Below are 18030 nucleotides of genomic sequence, written 5' to 3' on the forward strand. Positions count from 1 at the left end.
GGTGTTGTCGGGGGAATCGGCATCGGGGGCCTCCAGTCGGGTTCAGGCGTAGCCGCGGCGCAGGGTGGCGCGCAGGACCAGCCGGTCGGCGCGGATGTGGATGGTCTCGGCGTCGACGGCGCGGCCGTCGGCCAGCCTGGTGAGCCGGTCGATGGCGAACACGGCGGCGCCGGCGGGGATGTGCAGGAGCGCGGCGGTGTCCGGGTCGGCGGTGACCGCGTGCACGGTCACTTCGGCGTGGCCGAGGCGGTGTCCGGTGATCTCTTCGAGCACGGCGAACACGTCGCGGTTCGCCAGGTCGCGTTCGAGCAGCGGGCCGCCGATGTCGGTCGGCAGGTACGTGGTGTCCAGCGACAGCGGTTCGCCGTCGAGGCGGCGGAGGCGTTCGAGGTGGACCGCGCCCGCACCCGGCGGCAGGGCGAGCCGTTCGGCCACGGCGCTCGGCGGTTCGGTGACGACGTGGGCCGCGCGCACCTCGTTGGTCACGGTGCCGTATCCGATGAGGGTTTCGGCGAGGCCTGCCAGCCGGTCGAGCCCGTGGCCGTACTTGGGGCGCACCACCGTGGTGCCGACGCCCTGCCTGCGGGTGATCACCCCTTCGGCGCGCAACAGCCCGAGCGCTTCGCGCACGGCGTTGCGGGAGGCGTCGAGTTGCGCGGTGAGCGCGCGTTCGTCCGGTAGCACGCCGTCCGGGAAGGCGTCGCCGCTGATCTGCTGGCGCAGGACGTCGGCGATCCGGCGGGCGCGCTCGGCTCTGGGACTCGACGAGGAGGCCCGGCCGGTGCCCGGATGGAGATCGTTCATGACCGTCAGAGGTACCACGCGCTCGTTACGCCGGAGTTACGCCACCCTGGCTGACCTGCGCGGACGTGTGACCACCGGGTTTTCTCGCCGGTGACGGCGGTTCGCCACCCCCGTGGGGCGGGACCTGGTCTCAGCCGGGGAACTCGCCGGTCAGCGCGGCGGCGGCGAGTTCGACCCTGGAGTGGTAGCCGATCCGGGAGAACAGGCGGGTGAGCTGACCTTCGACGCTCTTCTCGCTGGTTCCCAGCGTCGACGCGACCTCCCGGTTGCTGAGCCCTTCGGCCACCAGGATCGCCAGCAGGCGCTCGTTTTCCAGGGTGGTGATCGCGCGGCCGGGCACCGGCACGCCGCGCTCGCGCATGCGTGCGCGCAACCGCGCGCGCCACAGCAGCGCGTCGACCTCGCCGAAGAGTTCGTAGGCTCGGGGAAGGAGCTGTTTCGGGCGGACTCCCACCATCGCCGCGCGCATGAAGGCGTTGCCGTTCTCGTGCGGCATTTCCGGGCGTTCTTCGGCCAGCCGCACGGCTTCTTCGCCCGCGGTGAGATCGCCGAGGACCTGGGCGCGCGCGAGCAGGTACGCGATCCGCGCGCGGTCGGTGCCCAGCGACTCCGCCAGCCCGCGACCCCGTTCGACCGCCCGTACGGCCGCCTCCCGGTTGCCGAGATTGTGCTCGGCGGCGGCGAGTTCGGCCCACATCTGCTCGGTGCCGAGCACGAAACCGCTGTCGTCGGCCGAGCGGAGCGCGCTTCGGAGCAGGGCCGTCGCCCCCACCTGGTCGCCGCGCACGCGCAGGGTCATCGCCTCGGCGTGGTCGATCAGGTGGGACAGGTGCCGGTGGGCGGCCCTGGCGGAGGCGGCCATCTCGGCGGCCCTGCTCATCCAGCCCTGGCCGCCGAGGATCCGGATCGCCCCGTGCAGCATCTTCACCGGCGCGAGGGGGCGCGCGGAGGTCACGCCGTCGACGATGCTGCGGCGTGCCACCTCCATCGCGTCGCGCCATTCGCCGCGCAGCCACTTCACCATGAACCGGTCGGGGCCCGGCAGGCTCTTCACCGGGGTTCCGGTCGATTCGAGCAGGTGCGTCGCCGCGCCGAGCTCCCCCAGCATCAGGAGCATGTTCGCCTCGTAGCGGATCTGCTCGAACCGGTGCTGGGGCAGGTGGCGTGCCCGCCACAGGCCGGGGTCGTCGAGCATCCGGCGGAGCTGGCGGAGATCGCCGAGCATCACCCCGGCGCCGCCGAGGAACATTTCACCGAAGTCCGCGGTGACCGCGGATCCGCCGCGCCAGACGTCCGCCGTCGCGACGAGGTGGTCCCTGCCCTCGCGCCAGCGGGCCAGCAGCATCAGCGCGAAGGCCTTGTTGACGGCCGCGACCGCGGGCCCGCCGGGCAGCGGGGCGGCGCGCCCGTCCGCGATCTCGCCCAACGCGCGCTCGTCCGCCTCGGCGCACAGTCCGGTCAGGTAGACGATCGCCATCTCGTGGACCTGTTCGGGCGACAGGTGCGCGGCGTGCTCGGTCAGCACGGTCAACGTGGTGGTCGCGGCGCCGGGCCGCTGGTGGACGGCCTTCGCCGCGCTCACGGCCATCAGGCTGTGCGCTTTCATCACGGGGTCGCGGACGCGGTGTGTCGCCGCGTCGAGCCATCGTTCGGCGAGCACGCCGTCGGTGAACAGCATCGCGCCGCCCCTGGCCAGCAGTTCGCCGGAGGAGCGGTCCGGGTCGACGAGCGAGCCCGCGTCGGCGAGCCAGTCGGGCAGCGCGACGTCGGCGAGCTCACCGTCGATGTGCCCGGTGCCGTCCCATACCGCTTCGACGGCGAGCGCGGCGAGCTTCCTCCGGCGGTACGGGGGAAGCCCGGCTTCCAGTGCGGCCCGGAGCAGGGGAAGCCGGAACCGCAGCCGGTTGCGGCCGCCGCGGACGAGCACCCTGGCGTCGACGAGCCGTCGCAGCGCGGTCTGGACCTCTTCCTGGTCGAGGCCGAGCGCCGTGGCGGCGAGCCGTGGCGCCAGTTCGCCGAGTGGCGCCAGCACGGCCGTCGCGCCGGCGACCGCGATGCCGTGGGGTCCCGCGTCGTGCACCGGTCCCAGCAGGGGGTGGTTCTCGGGCAGTGCCAGCGGGTGTGGCCACGGCAGCAGGTACGCGGTCCGGTCGGCCACGCGGATGCGCCCCGACGCCTGGTACCCGGTCACCGCGGTGGTGAGCCCGGACGGGTTTCCCCTGCTTTCCGCCCACAGCTCCCGCACGAGGTCGGTGTCCGGTCGCGCGCGCAGGACGTCCGTGAGCACCTTGGCCGACTGGTGCTCGGTCAGCGGGCGCAGCAGCACCCGCCGCACGAGCCCGTCCTCGGCGAGGTCCGCGAACAGGTCGGCCGCCGGTCGAGGTGCCGAGCCCGACCAGTGCATCGCCGCGACGACAGTGCAGGCGCCGGTGCCGAAGAACCTCGCGAGCTGCCCGAACACCCGCGCGGTGGCGGGATCGAGCCAGTGCGCGTCGTCGATCAGCACCACCGGTGCCTGGTGCCGGACGACCGCGAACACCGCCGTCGCCAGCTCAGCCGCGGTGGCGGAGGATTCGCTCGGCGCGGACTCGGAAAGCTTGGCCACCAGCCTCCGCACCGGCCAGCGGGCGACCGCCGGGCCGTCTTCGAGCGCGCCGAAGCGGGTCAGCACGCGGAACAGCACCGCGTAGGGCAGGTCGCGGTCCGCGCGCGCACACGTGATCGGCACCGCGGTGACGCCGTCGGCGGTCAGCTCCGCTTCCACCGCGCGCAGCAGCGACGTGTGCCCCGCGCCGGCGTCCCCCGTCACGACCGTCAGCGGGGAGGCGGCGTTCCTGGCGCCGTCGGACAGCTCCGTGACGAGATCGTCCCGTCCGGTCATCCGCCACGGCGCATCGTCCACGGCGGCCATTGTGCCGTAGGTGAATGTTCCTTACGAATGCCGTCGATCTCGTGGGTCTTCGCCTACGATGACGGCCTGGGTGGTGGCGGTCACCGGGTGTGAGAGGCGGCGGGAAACGGGGCGATGGCGACGGGGGACGTGCGGGCGGTCGGCCGTTCGGAGGCGCTGACCACGCTGGACGAAGCGATGCGCGTGCGCGGCGCGCTGTGGCTGGTGCGCGGTGACCGCGGTGCGGGGCGGAGCGCGCTGCTGCGCGCGCTGATCGCGCGGTGGCGGCACCGCAAGCGCGTCGTGCTGCCGCTGTGGCTGCCGGGGACCGGCACCCGGCAGGTGATGGCGGCGATCCTGGACACCGTCGCCGCGCACCTGGAACGGCACAGCGGCGCGTTCGACGTGGTGGCCGCCGTCAGCGGGGTGCGCGACCGGGTCAACGGCGACGCGGGCCTGTTGCACTCGATCCACGACGTGGCGGGTGTGCTCGCCAGGCTCGTCCAGGACGAGCCGGTGGTGCTGGTCGTCGACGACCTGCGCGCCGACACCACGGCCGAAGGCGGGGCCGGCCTGCTGGCGCTCGTCGAAGCCCTCCGCGCGGCGGGCGTCGCCACCGTGATCGCCCCGCATGCCGCCCAGAGCGGTCCCGGCCAGCTCGACGAGATCGCGGACGGGGTGCTCGGCCTGCTCCCGATGACCGACGACGAAGTGACCGAGCTGCTCTACGAATGGCGCGGGAACCCGCTGCGCAAGACGCCCGACCCCGCGCTCACGGATGCGCTGCGCCGCGCACTCGGGCCGCTGTGGGGCAATCCCGGCAGTATCGTGTCCACTTTGGACGGACTGGCGGCGGACGGCCGGATCGCCGCCGTCGACGACCACCTGTGCCTGCGGCGCGCCGACCGGCCCGTTCCGCTGCCGGGCGAGCACGAGCTGGTTCGGGCGGTCCGCGAGCACGGGCGCACCGGTGAACGGCTGGCGCGCGTGCTCGCCGAGGCGAGCGCACCGGTGGTGGACGACCTGCCCGCACTGGCCGCGGCGGCGGGGTCCGACCTGGCGCGCGCGGGGCTGGCGCTCGACGGGTTCGTCCGCAAGGGCGTGCTCGGGGTGACCCGTGACGGCACGATGGTGGTGACCGTGCCCGCGCTCGCCGCCAGGCTGCGGCCCGCGGCCCCCTCCGGCGGCGAACCGCCGGACGCGCGGGCGGCCGTCCGCCAGCGACTGGTCACCGGCGACCTCGGTGGTCTCGCCGACGATCTGCGCCGCCTCGGGCGGTCGGCGGGCGCGCTGGACCGTCCCGCGCGAGGCGCGGTCGCGGTGTGCTGGCTCGCCGCGCTCAAGCACGAGCACCGGGTCGACGAAATCCGTGCCACCTCGGCACTTCTGGACACACTCGCACCGGACGGGAGCCCTCGGCTGGGACGGCTCCTGCAGATCGCGGTGCTGCGCTCCGACGCGGTGCTCGCCGCGCACCTGCTGACGGCGCTGGCGGACCGCGGCGACCCGGATACCGCGCTCGGCGGGAAGCTGCTGCTCGGCCTGCTCGCGACCGATTTCAGGACGCTGGCCGCGGCGTGGTCGCACTGGGGCGGCGAGCCGGTGCCGGACGGCGTGGCGGGCACCCTCGCGGAGGCCGTGGCGGTGCACGACCACGCGACCTTCGCGGGCACCGTGCTCGGCACCGCCCATCCCACCGGGACTCCCGCGCTGTACCGGCGTTTGCTCGCCGCCTACTCCGACGGCCACTGGGACGATCTGCTGTCGCTGGCGCGCCGCATGGAGGCCGACCGCACCCGGCGGTCGAGGACGGCGGTCGAGCAGCTGGCGCGCGTGTTCGCCGCCGAGGTGTGCGGCCAGCGCGGCGAGATCGCGCGCGCGAAGGCCTGGCTGGAGGGTGTGTCAGGACGGATTTCGTCGGGGCACATCGCGAGCTGGGTGCGCTGCGGGATCCGGCACAGCGCGCACGAGTTCGCCGCCGCGGTACGAGAAGGATGGCGCGACTACCAGCGCGCCCGCGGACTCGGCCTGGTGTCGGGAGCCGATCGCCTGCTCGGCCGCCTGATCGACTACGCGCACCGCAACGGCGACCGCCGGACCGCCGAGCGGGCGCTGGAAGAGCTGGACGCGCTGCACGACGTCGCGGGCACGGTGGCCACCTTGGAATCGCTGCTCGTCTTCGGCGGGCTCGTCCGCGGCGACCCCGCCGACGTCGAACTCGGCCTCCGGCTGGTCCGCAGGCGGCCGAACCAGTTCCGCGCCGCACGGGCCTGCCTCGCGATGGCGCAGGTCAGCCCGGATCCGAGGCCGTGGCTGCTGGAGGCGCACCGGCTCGCCAAGGAGCTCGGGACGCTGTCGGGCCACGAGATGGTCGTGGAGTACATGCGGGAGCAGGGGCTCGCGGTGCCGCGGCCGAGACGGGCGAAGAACGGCTTCTCCCCCGTCGAACTCCGCATCGTCGACCTGGTCAGCGCCGGGCTCACCAACCGCAGGATCGCCGCCACGATGCGGATCAGCGAGAAGACCGTCGAAAGCCACCTCACGCGGTTGTTCGACCGCACCGGCTGCCGGTCGCGGGTCGAGCTGGCCACGGCGCGCCTGCAGGGCCTCGTCCCCGGCCCTGCCGAGTGAGGCTCAGCCCTGGTGAGCGCTTCCCCGCGGCAACGCGTGCGGGAGGTCGGCGCGGCCGTCGATGCCGAGCTTGCGGTACGCGCTGGTGAGGTGCTTCTCCACGGCTCTCGTGGTGACGCCCAGGTCCGCGGCGATCTCCTTGTTGCGGCGGCCGGTGACGGCGATTTCGGCGATCCGGAGCTCGGCCCTGGTGAGCGGGCTCTTGGCGGTGTGCCGGACTTCGGCCGGTGCGGCGCTGTGGAGCTCCGGCCCGGCCGCGACCGGTGCCCGCCCGCACTGCGCGGCGAGCTTCGAACCGGCGCGCAGGGTCGCGTCGCCCTTCGGGGAGCCGAGCCGCTTTCCCAGTGCCATCAACGACTTCGCCAGCTCCAGCTTGTTGCCGGAGGATTCGAGGATCTGGACGGACTCGTCGAGCAGCCGTGCGCCGGGGGCACCGTCGATCCGCTGCCCGCGCATCCGCAGCACCCTGCCCAGCGCCGAGGGCGCACCCCAGCCCAGCGCCTGCTCGTACTCCGCGGCGATCAGCTCCGCCGCCCGTTCTTTCCTGCCGAGGTGTTCGTACCGCACGGCCAGCCGTAGCCGCCACGGGAACAGCACCGAGCTGGCGAGGCCCACGCGGCGAAGCTGACGTCCGGTGTCGGCGAGGTACTCGGCCGCGGCGGGATCGGCGGAACCCGGTGAGGTCGCGGCGACCGCGGCGTGGTTCAGCGACAGCGCCCACGACGGGCGGTCGGGTCCCCACGCCCGTTCGGCGCGCGAAGCCAGCTCCGGGTCGCGGAGCTCCATCGCCAGTATCGCCAGCAGCGGCGCGCAGGTGCCCACGACCGCGGCCCAGTCCGGCGGCGCCGTTTCCAGCGCCCGCACCGCGCTTTCCGTCGCCACGTGCAGCTGCCCGGTCGCCGACCACAGCAGCGCCTGGCAGGTCCACACCAGTGACGCGGCCAGGTCCGGCGTCTCGCGAACGGTCACGGCGCCGAGCCAGGACTCCAGCCCGTCGGTCGCGTCCGCCGCCACCAGCACCGGCACCAGCAGGGGTAGCGCGGTGTAGAGCTGCGCGGTGCCGCCGGGTTCGCGTTCCAGCACCCGGTGCGCGAGATCGATGATCGCCGCCCTCGGCAGCGTCTCCCCGAGCGTCGCGAAGTAGAGCTGCACGGTCGCGAGCTCCCGCTGGCCGGGATCGTCCATCGCGATGTCCCCGCGCAGCCACGCCGCCGCGTCCTCACCGGCTTCCATCGTGTACGGGGTCCAGATCCGCAGCCTGGCTTCGAGATGACCGGCGAGCGCGGGATCGTCCTCCGGGCCGGCCCGCAGTTCGGTGACGGCGCGGCGCACGAGCCTGGTGTCCGGCCTGCCGTCCGCGGCGGCGAGCGCCGGTGCCAGGCAGAGCGCTTTCGCCCGTTCCACCGGTGTTTCGAGCAGCGGCAGCGCCTGCCGGAGGTGCCGTGCCGCGGCGGCGGTGTCGGTGCCCCGTTCGACCGCGACCAGATCGGCGAGCAGGTCTCCCCGGCGCGCCCCGCCGTGCACGAGCGCGTGCCGCAGGTACCGCGTCGCCATTTCCGGGTCGTCCCGTGCCGAGGCGGCCGAGGCCGCGGCGCGCAGCACGTCGGTGGCCCACGCCTCGGGCTCGCTCGTGGTGCCCAGCAGCCGTTGCGCGATGTCCTCCAGCCGCCCGCCACCGCGGAACAGCACGCCCGCCGCCCGCAGGTGCAGCTCGTCCTGCTCGTCCGCGGACAGCGCGCCCGCCACGGCGTCGGCCACCGCGTCGTCGACGTACCGCAGCGGGCCGTGCTCGGGCACCAGGCCCAGGCGCCGCATCGCGCGCTCGGCCTCGTCGAAGTCGACACCGTCGAGCTGGGCGAGCTTGGCCACGAACGCCGGTGTCGCCGCCTCGCCCAGCGCGGTCATCGCCATCGCGAACCGGGTCACCCGCACCGGCTGGCAGCTCAGGCAGCGCGCGAGCCGGTTCGACGGCTCCGGCGGACGCAACGCCTTCGCCTCGGCGAGCTGGTCGGCGACCGGGTGCACCCCGTCGGCGAGCATGCCGACGGCCAGCGCGCCGAGGAACATCGGTTTGCCGCCGGTGTCCGACCAGCACTCCTTGGCGAACGTTTCGTCGGCGGGTTCACCGCACCGCCTGCTGAAGAACGTCCGCACGCCGGCGACGCTGAGCGGACGCGGGCGCACGGTCGTGGCCGCGGCGCGCACCAGGTCGTCGACGGCGAGCCGGTCGGCGCCGACGTCGCCGTCGAGCACGGTCGCCACCACGGCCACCGGCAGCGCGGAGATCCGGTTGACCAGGTAAGCGAGTTTGTGCAGCGATTCGGGGTCGGCCCACTGCAGGTCGTCGACGAGCAGGGCGAGCGGCCGCTGCGCCGCCAGCCGCCGCCACCGCTGCGGTACCGCGTCCACGCCGTGGTCGGCCAGCGGATCGTCGTGGACCGGTTCCAGCAGCTGCCGCACCACCCCGTCGGCGAACCCCTGTTCGGTCGGCGACGCCCCGGCGCGCAGCACCCGCATGCCCTGGTCCGCGGCGAGGTCGCCGGCTTCGTGCAGCAGCGCGGAGCGGCCGATGCCCAGCGGGCCGCGCACCAGCGACAACGATCCCGAGCCGGCGCAGGCGGCGCGGATGGCCTCGGCCACGGCCGTCAGCTCGGCGTCCCGTTCGATCAGCATGGTTCCCCCGTGAGCACGTGTGCGCGGACCGGGCCCGGCCGTTCGTGGCGCAGCCCCGAGATGGTCATCGGGAACCGCATCATGTCGAACCGCGAGACCCCGGACAGGAAGTCGACCAGCCCCAGCACCGACCGGGTGCCCCACCGCGACGCGAGCGCCGTCTCCGCGGTCACCAGCCGCTCCGCGGCGCGGTGGCGGCCCGTCGCGCGGTGCCCGACCGCGGCCATCGAACGCCACGGCAGCAGCAGCGGGTTCGACCACCCCCTGCCGAGCATGTCGCGGCCGCACTCCTCGAAGTGGCGCACCGCGGCGCCGGGGCGGTCGTGCACGAGTTCGAGCAGTCCTTGGGCGAACCGGAAATGCGCGTCCGGCACCGCGGGCTCGGCGATCCGCGAGGCCGCGTCGATGTCACCCCTGGCCAGGCGCAGGATGATCCGGAAGCCGAGCAGGCTGCCCACCGCGGAGGAGTGCCATTCGGGCGCGGGCAGGATCTCACCGGCACCGTCCACATCGGCCTCGGCCGCGGCCAGGTCCCCGATCCGCAGGTTCACCCTCGCGCGGGCGAGCACGGCGGCGGCGGCCGTCGCTCGCGCACCGCGCCGCCGCGCGTCCGCGATGACGGCTTCGAAACCCGCCTTCGCTTCGATCGGGTTGTCGGTCAGCGTCAGCGTGCGCGCGGCCGCGATCCTCGGCGCGAACAGTCCCGAATTCCCGCGCAGCGCCACCCTGGCCAGCCTGCGCGCGCGCCCGCAGCCGACCCCGCGGCTGGCGGCGAGCCATGCCGCGGCACCGGCCCGGTCGGCGTCCGAGGGGTCCAGTTGCTCCGGAACCCCTGGCACGCCAAGGGATTCGGCACCTTCCGGCGTTTCGGTCGCCAGCCAGTACAACGCGGCGATGCTGTCCTTTTCGGACTGATCGGCCTCGCTGCCGCGGCAGGCCGCGGTCAGCACGCGCACGGCGTTCGCCTTCGCCCCGCCGGCCACCATCAGATCCGCGGCCGCGAGCCGGACCTCGGCGGTCTGGCCGGCGGCGGCGTGCAGTGCGGCCCTGGTCAGCCGCAGCTCGCCGGTGTGCGCCGCCATCGTCGCCAGTTCCACCGTCAGGCGGGTCCGCGCGGAGGCCGACAGCGGTTCCCGCTCGGCGCGGTCGTAGTAGGCGGACGCGAACTCGGCGTCACCCCGTGCGCGGCTGTTCTCCGCGGCGGCGAGCAGCGCCTCGGCGGCCCATCCGGCGCCGATCGGCCTGCTGCCCAGCAGTAGCCGCGCCACCCCGTCCTCGCCGACGGCGTACCGGTGGGCGAGCTCGGCCGCCGCGCCGTACAGCTCCGCCCGCGCGGCCGGGTCCATCCCGGTCAGCACGCAGTTCGCGATCCGGCGGTCGATCGAGCGCCGCCCGCCCGACCAGTGCACGAACCCGGCCGAGGCGAGCGCGCTCCAGGCGCGGGCAACCGACTGCGGCTGCGGCGCGGCGATCCGGCGGAGCTGGTCGAATTCGAGTGTGGGCGAGGCGACCGCGAACGCGCGCAGCAGCCGCAGCAGGTCGTCGGAAAGCCGCCCGAGGTGCCCCAGCACCAGTCCGCGCACGGCGTCGGCCGCGACCCGGTCGAGCTGCTCGGTCAGGCCGGAGGCCGGGGACCAGCCCGCCCGCACCGCGGCGACCACCGCGGGGGTGCCCCCGGTCACGCGCCGCACCTCGGCCGCGGCGGGTGACCGCTCGTCGGTGCCGATCATCGCCGCGACACCGGCCACGGTCAGCGGGCGCAGGCGCAGCACGTGCACGGAATCCCAGTGCAGCCCCGAGGACTGCCACGGCTCCGCGGTTTCGTCGGCGAGGAACGGCACGCCCGCGCCCGCACCGGCGACGACCACCATCAGCGGCGCCTGCCACAGCCTGCGCAGCAGCGCGAGCAGCCAGGTCCTCGACCACGCGTCGGCGAGCTGGATGTCGTCGAGCAGCAGCAGGAGCGGACGGCGCCTGGCGAGCGCGACGAACCGCGCGCACAGCGTCCGCACACCCTCGTCACCGGCCTCCACCGTGCCGCCGAGCCCGGGCGGATCGGTGTCCACAAGGGACGATTCGAGCTGCGAGACGAGACCGAAGGGCAGGCCGGACTCGCTGACCGACCCGCGCGCCGACAGCACCCGGACGCGCCTGCCCTCGCCGATCGCCGCGACCGCGCGCAGCAGGCTCGTGCGCCCGGTCCCCGGCAGTCCGGACACCAGCCCGATGCTCGACTTGCCGTCGGCGAGATCGTCGGCGAGCCGGGTCAGCGCGGCGAGCTCGGTGTCTCGTTCGACCAGGGTCATCTGACCAGCCTCCCGGCGAGCACGGCGGCGAGTTCGGTTCGTCCGGTGACTTCGAGCTTGCGGTAGACGTTGGTGAGATGCGTTTCCACCGTGCGGACGGTGACGAACAACGACTCCGCGATGACGCGGTTGCCCGCGCCCTCCGCGGCGAGATCGGCGACCCGGCGTTCGCTGCCGCTCAGCGTGTCCAGGAGCGAGTCCGCGGCCCGTGTCCGGCCGCCCGCGGTGACCAGTGCCTTCCGCGCGGCGGCCAGCATCAGCCGGTCCCCGCCGCGCAGGCTTTCGTCCATCGCCAGCCGGAAGTGTCTTCGCGCCGCCCTCGGATCGTCCCGGTCGAGGAACGCCTTTCCCAGCAGGTATTCCGCGCGGGTGTGCTCCACGCCCGCGGTGCCGTCGAGCAGGCGCACGGCCTCGGTGAGGAACTCGACGCCGCGGTCGCGGCCCCCGGACAGCCCCCTGGCCACCAGCCCCATCCCGACGGCGCGCCGGGTACCCCACCGCGCCGCCTGTTCCGCGCCGAGTTCGGCCAGTTCGGCGCCCTCGCCGCCGCGGCCGAGTTCGGCCAGCGCGCAGGTGGCTTCGAGCCACCACGGTGCCATCACCGGGCTGCCGATCCCGGACTCGGCAAGGCTCGCGCCGCAGGCGCGGGCGTGGCGCACCGCGGACTCCAGGTCGCCCCGCGCCGCGCTCGCGCGCGCACGGGTGATCAGGAACAGGTGGTGCGACACCGCGAGCCGCTCCAGCCCCGCATGGGTGATCGCGTCGAGCAGGGCGTCGGCGCGATCGGGTTCGCCGCGCTGCACCAGCACCGTGGCCAGCACGATCTGCGGCATCACCACGGTGCCGCCCCACAGCTCCTGGCGGACCAGGTCGAACGAGGTGTGCGCGTCGGCGCCCGCCTCCACCTGGTTGCCCAGCGTGTGCCGCAGCAACGCGCGCGAACTAAGCGCGCGGCAGTACGCCCACGCCTCCCCGGTGCGCTGGGCGTGGGCGATCAACCGGTCCAGCGCCGTCGACGCCGTCGCGCATTCGTCCGCGAGGCACAGCGCCAGCGCCGCGGACAGCACCGCCGAACCGGTCAGCCCCGCCTGGTCGACGCGCAGCGCCCGGCGGGCGTCGGCGGCGACCGAGGCCGAGGATTCGCCGTAGAGCGCACCGGCCTGTGCCCGCATCGCCAGCAACTGGCGTTCGCCCGCGGTGTCACCGGCGGGTGCGATCCGCGCCCGCGCGTTCGCCATCGCGGCGGCCACCGTGCCCTTCTCCTCCAGACCGGTGGCCAGCAGCGCCGATTCCACCGCGGTGCGCAGCGCGGCGCCCTCCGCGTCGGACTCGCCCGCCAGCTCGGCCGCGACCGCGCTGAGCACCTTCATCGCGCGGCTCGCGTCGCCTGCGGTGACCGAGGCGGCACTGAGCTTGACCGCGATCGGCGCGCGGGCACGAGGGCCGTCGACGAGCCGGAGCGCGCGGTCGAGCAGCCCGACCGCCGCCGCGGGCTCCACGAGCGTCAGCGCGTCGGCGAGTTCGAGGAGCACCTCGACGTCACCCGGGTCGAACGCCAACACCCTGGTGAAGTACCGCGCCGCGACGCCGGGCGCTCCCCGCTTGCCCGCGCTCCGGCCGGCCTCACGCAGGATCTCCGCCATCCACGGCTCTTCGATCGCCGGCAGCGGCAGCAGGTGCACCGCGACCTCTTCGGCGGGCACGCCCGCGTCGCTGAGCAACGTCGCGGCCCTGATCCGCAGCCGCGGCACGTCCGCGGGCGGGATCGCGTCGAGCACCTCGGCGCGGATGAGGTCGTGCACGAATTCGAGGCTGTCCGCGCGCAGGATCCCGTTCGCCCGCAGGACTCCGACGGCCGCGGTGACCGCGCGGCGCGGCAACCCGGCGAGGTTGCCGATCAGCGCGGTCTCGCCGACGCCGAGCAGGGCGATCGCGGTCGCGGTGGCCCGCGCCGACGGCGTGCACCGGTCCAGAACCGACCTCGCCAGCACCGCGCGCCCCGACCCGACGATCTCCGAAACCGAGACCGACGGCGGGTCGTCGGTGTCCCGCGCGTGCCGCAGCTCGTCGAGCAGCAGGCGCAGCAGCAGCGGGTTCCCGCCGGTCTCCTCGGCGCAGGTGCGCACGAACAGCTCGCCGGTTTCGCCGAGGTGGGGTGCCACCAGTTCGGACACGGCGTCCAGTGACAGCGGGCCGATCTCGATGATCTCGGTCCCCCGCATCCCCTCGATCTCGACGATCGGTTCGTCGGCGGTCGCGGTCACCCCCGTCCGGCGCGTGAGCACGACCAGCAGCGGCAGGTCCTCGGCGCGGCGCAGCAGGAAGCTCAGCCAGCGCAGCGAAACGTCGTCGCACCATTGCACGTCGTCGACGAAGAGCACCACGGGCCCGTCCCCGGCGAGCGTCACGGTCAGCCAGTACAGGCCGTGCTGCACGGCGTAGGAGCCGCTGGCGATGTACTCGCCGCCCGCCAGCGCGGGCAGCGCGTGCCGCGCACTGCCCGCCAGCAGCGGTGAGCCGGGTTCGAGGCCGAGCGGGGCGAACAGGGACCGTGCCGCGGTGTAGGGGCTCGTCGCGTACTGCTGCTCGCACCGGGCCGTCAGCACCGTCGCCGAGGACGGCACCGAGCGTTCGAGGGCGTCGACGGCGAGGCTCGTCTTGCCGATCCCGGCCGGGCCCCGCACCAGCAGCGCGTGGCCGTGCCCCGCCGTCGCGTGCCGGACGCACGCGTCGAACCGGGCTCGCTCCTTTGTTCGCCCGACCATTTCACCCGTCGGCGCTGACGGCAGATTCCACACGGTCACCACACCGCCCCTCCCACTCGAGCCGGTGCTCCTCCGGTGGTAGCGCCGCCGAGGCTCGAAGTGCGCCCGGCGCTCATTCGATCACGCGCCGCTGTCGCCAGGTAGCCCGAATGCAGGCTGGACAGAAAGATGCAGGGTTATCCCTCACCAATTCCCGGCGGGGTGACCGACTGCACGCTCATCTGAGCGTAGAAAAGGGCACGAAGAAAGGAAGAACGGGCAATACTGGAACATGAACGATTCTCGCCCCGAAAGATTCGTTTTCCGTGCCCGCCGCCGATGACCCGGTGTTTACCGACCGCGCTTGGTGCAGAATGAAGCGGGCGGATGCCCGAGGCACCCGCCCGCCGCGCCTTTCCGCCCGTTCCGCTTTCAGCCGCACCCGCCGGCGTGCCCGGCGTCGGAAACCGCGTGCGCCAGCTCCGGGAACTCCATTCGCTCGTACTCGGCCGCGGTGGGCGACGGATCCGGCATCGGCACCCGCGCGCGCAGCGTCGACACGAACCGGTCGAGCCGGTCGACGCCCCAGAACTTCTCCCGCCCGACCGTGAACAGCGGCACCCCGAACAGCCCGTCGCGCGCCACCTCCTCCAGCACGTCGAGCCCCTGCGCCAGCAGCTCTTCGTCCTCGTGCGCACGGGAAACCAGCTCGGCGCCGAGCCCGATCTCCTGCCCGACCGCACCGATCACGGCCGGATCGGAGATGTTCTCGCCGCGCTCCCAGCGGGCCGCGTAGACCCGGTCGACGTAGGCGCGCGCCGCCCCCGCGCGCGCCGCCGCGAGGTAGCCGACATGGGCGACGTCCCAGTTCGGGGCGTTGTCGATCGGCCAGGTCATCGGCAGGTCGCGGTCCTTCGACAGGCGCCGCACGTCCTGCAGGATGTAGAAGTGCTTCGCCCTCGACATCGGCATCCACGGCATTTCGACGCCGCGTTCGACCAACTGGCCGCGCAACCGTTCACCCGGCTCCCATGCGGGAACCCATTCGATGACATCCAGTACGCCGGGGTCGGTGGCCAGCAGATCACGATAGCAGAGCCAGGAATAGGGACTGCGCAGCGAGAAGTACCACCGCGCTTTCACGCTTTTGGCCATGATGCCTCCAGAATAAGCAACACGCTTGTCCAATCAAATACTCAACACTTTTGTCTAATGCGGCGGGAACGCTCAGACGGTGATCCCGCCGTCGATCTGGAGCACCGACCCGGTGATGTAGGCCGCGCGGTCCGAGGCGAGGAACGAGACCAGATCGGCGACCTCGCCGGCGGCGCCGAACCTGCGCAGCGGGATCGACTTCAGCATCTTCGCCCGCGCCGCCTCGGTCATGGCCTGCGTCATCTCGGTGTCGATGATGCCGGGCGCCACCGCGTTCGCCCTGATCCCGTACCGGCCGACCTCCTTGGCCAGCGCGCGCGTGAACCCGATGATCCCGGCCTTCGACGCCGAGTAGTTCGTCTGCGTCGGGTTGCCGTACACCCCCGACACCGAGGACAGGTTCACCACGCAGCCCGCCTTGCGCTTCATCATCGCGAACACCGCGGGGCGGCACACGTGGAAGACGCCGTCGAGATTGGTGTGGACCACGTCCTGCCACTGGTCGTCCGACATCAGCGCGAGCGGCTGGTCGCGCGTGATGCCGGCCGAGGTGACCACGACCCCGATCTCGCCGAACTCCTCCTCGGTGCGCCGGACCCAGTCGGCCACCTCGCCCGCGTTCGCCACGTCCACCTTGGCGGGCAGCGCGCGCACGCCCTGCTCGCACACCAGCTTCTCCACCTCGGTCGCCGCCTCGGCGTCCGAGCGGTAGCAGAAGCTGACGTCCCACCCGTCGGCCGCGAGCCGGAGCGCGACGGCGCGGCCGATCCCGCGGGACCCGCCGCTGACCAGCGCCACCCGTGCGTGCTCACTCATCGTGCTCTCCTGTTCTCCAGCGTCTCTTCAGCGCGTGGGCGTTCAGCGGGACTCGCCGCCGGGGGCGAGTTCGGACTCCGGCCGGAACGCGAGGACCATCTGCGACACGGTGAGCACCGGCGCCCCGTTGGCCTCGCTCTCCCCGGACACCACCGCGGCGTCGGCGAGTACCTTCTCGACGCGGACGCGATGGGTCACCACGTCGCCGGGGAACACGTCGCGGTGGAAGCGGGCGTCGCTGACCGAGCCGATCAGCGTCACCTGCCCCGTTTCCGAGGTGCCCCCGAGGCCGACGGTCGTGCCGAGGATCCCCGCCGTCTGGGCGAAGGACTCGACCAGGAGCAGCTGCGGGTACGCGAACCTGGCCTCGGCTGCCCCAGCACCGGCCCGCGCATACCACGGTTCGTTGACGGAGATGGCTTTCACCGCGGTGACTTCCCGGCCGTCGACCAGGTCGAGCACCTTGTCCACCAGCAACATCGGGTACCGGTGCGGGAGCAGATCAGCCGCGGTCACGAGCTTTCCTCCGTGTAGTGCAGCCGCGCGGAGGCAGCCTTCCCCCGCCCGGTGGCGACCTTCGCCGCCACCCGCAGGCCAGCGGCTTCCCGGCGCCATTCGAGCGCGATGTCCAGCACGTCACCTGGCAGGACCGCCGACACGAACCGGGCCGAACCCAGTGCCGCGAACCGGAGACCCGCTATCTCGGCCGGCTTCGTCGCCAGCGCCCCGCGGTGCGCGCACTCCACCACGCACACCCCGGGGAAGATCGGGAAACCCGGGTAGTGCCCCGCGAACACCGGCTCCAGCTCCTGTACGGCGAACCTGGCCGCCGAGCGCCAGACACCACCCGAAAGGGCCGCGTGCTCGACCACTTCGATCTCGCCGCGGACCGGGCTCACCCGCGACGGGCTCACGTCTGGACCCCGAAGAGCCGGAACACCGCGCACGCGATCGTCCCGTCGGCGTCCACCGAGGTCACCACGGCGACACCCGGCCGATCGCCTGCCAGCCCGAGCGCGGCCGCCACCTGGAACGACGACGACACCGCGCCGGTGTCCCCGATCAGGCCGGCCACGTCGACCCACTGCGGGCGCACCCGCCCGAACAGGCCGTCGAGCACCTCGCTTTCGTACTCGCCCGCCGCGCCGGTGAAACCCGACGGCGCCACGATCGACACATCCGCCGCTTCCACACCGGCTTCGGTGAGCGCGTCGAGCACGCAGGCGTGCATCGACGAGCGCGGGTCGTCCTCGAGGTACACCCGCGACGAGACCGAGCAGAGCTCCGCCAGCGGCGTCCGGTCCGGGGACACCGAACCGGGGTTTTCGAGCAGGAACAGGCACGCGCCCTCCCCGAGCGGCCCCGGCGCGCCGTCACGGGCGTTGTACTCCAGCCACGACCGGTCGAGAGAGTACTCCTCGACCGAGCCGACGAGCGCGGTGTTCGCCCGCCCGCGGGCCAGCAGCCTGCGCACGTACCGCAGGGCGATCAGCCCGGACGGCCGCCCGTTGGCCAGCGTCGTGTTGGGTCCGGTGAGCTGGTACCAGATCGCGCAGTGCCCGGCGGCGCAGTTCATCACTCCGCCCGGCATCCGGCCCGGTTCGACGTGGTAGGGCAGCTCGGCGAGCATCGAGGTGCGCGTGAAGTCCATCGCGCCCCAGATGCTGCCGGTGGTGGTCCCGAGCACCAGCCCGGTCCCCTCCGGCGCGTTGCCGGGCTCCCCCGCGTCGAAGATCTGGCCGACCGCGGTGATGGTGAGCGCGGCGACCCGGTCCATCATCCTGGTTCCCTTGCGCCCCAGTATTTCCCTGATGGCGAAGTTCGGCACCACGAACCCGTGCTCACCGGGGACGACACCGTCCTCCGGTTTGCTCGTGCTCGCCGCCGGACGGCCGGCCGCCATGCCGTCGAGGAAGTTCTTTCGGTCGGTTCCGAAGGGCGACACCGCGGCCCAAGCCGTGATCACCGGACCCGTTGCGGACATCGGGACACTCCTTTCGCTACGGCAGTC

11 protein-coding genes are annotated in these 18030 nt (G+C 73.5%); 1 reads left to right on the top strand and 10 read right to left on the bottom strand.

All coding sequences use genetic code 11. The annotated features are described in order from the left end of the window. Positions 1-42 precede the first annotated feature (42 nt). Both ABD256_RS01225 and ABD256_RS01230 read right to left on the bottom strand, forming a co-directional pair. The gene (locus ABD256_RS01225; RefSeq protein WP_344412367.1) at positions 43-804 is read right to left on the bottom strand and encodes a GntR family transcriptional regulator; all 762 of its coding nucleotides are present in this window, start codon (positions 802-804) and stop codon (positions 43-45) included. Positions 805-934: 130 nt separating this feature from the next. Beyond that, positions 935-3706 (bottom strand): AAA family ATPase, encoded by a 2772-nt coding sequence (locus ABD256_RS01230; protein ID WP_344412369.1) that lies wholly within the window; start codon positions 3704-3706, stop codon positions 935-937. Positions 3707-3829: 123 nt separating this feature from the next. Between ABD256_RS01230 and ABD256_RS01235 the strand changes: the two genes are divergently transcribed. Continuing rightward, positions 3830-6325, top strand: coding sequence for a helix-turn-helix transcriptional regulator (locus ABD256_RS01235; protein ID WP_344412371.1), 2496 nt, complete (start codon positions 3830-3832; stop codon positions 6323-6325). 3 nt (positions 6326-6328) lie between these two features. Here ABD256_RS01235 and ABD256_RS01240 read toward each other — a convergent pair whose 3' ends face one another. From ABD256_RS01240 to ABD256_RS01275, 8 genes are all read right to left on the bottom strand, one after another. Continuing rightward, positions 6329-8998 carry an AAA family ATPase gene (locus tag ABD256_RS01240; protein WP_344412373.1) on the bottom strand — a complete coding sequence of 890 codons (2670 nt, stop codon included), beginning with the start codon at positions 8996-8998 and terminating at the stop codon, positions 6329-6331. Further along, positions 8992-11304: an AAA family ATPase gene (locus ABD256_RS01245; RefSeq protein WP_344412375.1), complete on the bottom strand. Its 2313-nt coding sequence runs from the start codon at positions 11302-11304 to the stop codon at positions 8992-8994. Before ABD256_RS01245 ends, ABD256_RS01240 begins: the two co-directional genes overlap by 7 nt. Continuing rightward, positions 11301-14108, bottom strand: coding sequence for an ATP-binding protein (locus tag ABD256_RS01250; RefSeq protein ID WP_344412377.1), 2808 nt, complete (start codon positions 14106-14108; stop codon positions 11301-11303). The genes ABD256_RS01245 and ABD256_RS01250 overlap by 4 nt, the downstream gene beginning before the upstream one ends. A 372-nt stretch (positions 14109-14480) precedes the next feature. Beyond that, positions 14481-15203: a 2-hydroxychromene-2-carboxylate isomerase gene (locus tag ABD256_RS01255; protein ID WP_344412379.1), complete on the bottom strand. Its 723-nt coding sequence runs from the start codon at positions 15201-15203 to the stop codon at positions 14481-14483. A 72-nt stretch (positions 15204-15275) separates the two neighbouring features. Continuing rightward, positions 15276-16019 (bottom strand): 3-oxoacyl-[acyl-carrier-protein] reductase, encoded by a 744-nt coding sequence (gene fabG / locus ABD256_RS01260; protein WP_344412381.1) that lies wholly within the window; start codon positions 16017-16019, stop codon positions 15276-15278. Between the two features lie 42 nt (positions 16020-16061). Next, positions 16062-16535, bottom strand: coding sequence for a 3-hydroxyacyl-ACP dehydratase FabZ family protein (locus tag ABD256_RS01265; RefSeq protein WP_344412383.1), 474 nt, complete (start codon positions 16533-16535; stop codon positions 16062-16064). Further along, positions 16532-16933 carry a 3-hydroxyacyl-ACP dehydratase FabZ family protein gene (locus ABD256_RS01270; protein WP_344412385.1) on the bottom strand — a complete coding sequence of 134 codons (402 nt, stop codon included), beginning with the start codon at positions 16931-16933 and terminating at the stop codon, positions 16532-16534. The genes ABD256_RS01265 and ABD256_RS01270 overlap by 4 nt, the downstream gene beginning before the upstream one ends. Continuing rightward, on the bottom strand, positions 16930-18003 hold the full coding sequence (locus ABD256_RS01275; protein WP_344412387.1) for a beta-ketoacyl synthase N-terminal-like domain-containing protein: 1074 nt from the start codon (positions 18001-18003) through the stop codon (positions 16930-16932). Before ABD256_RS01275 ends, ABD256_RS01270 begins: the two co-directional genes overlap by 4 nt. Positions 18004-18030: the final 27 nt, after the last annotated feature.

The organism is Amycolatopsis minnesotensis (assembly GCF_039529815.1).
Classification (GTDB): Bacteria; Actinomycetota; Actinomycetes; order Mycobacteriales; family Pseudonocardiaceae; genus Amycolatopsis; species Amycolatopsis minnesotensis.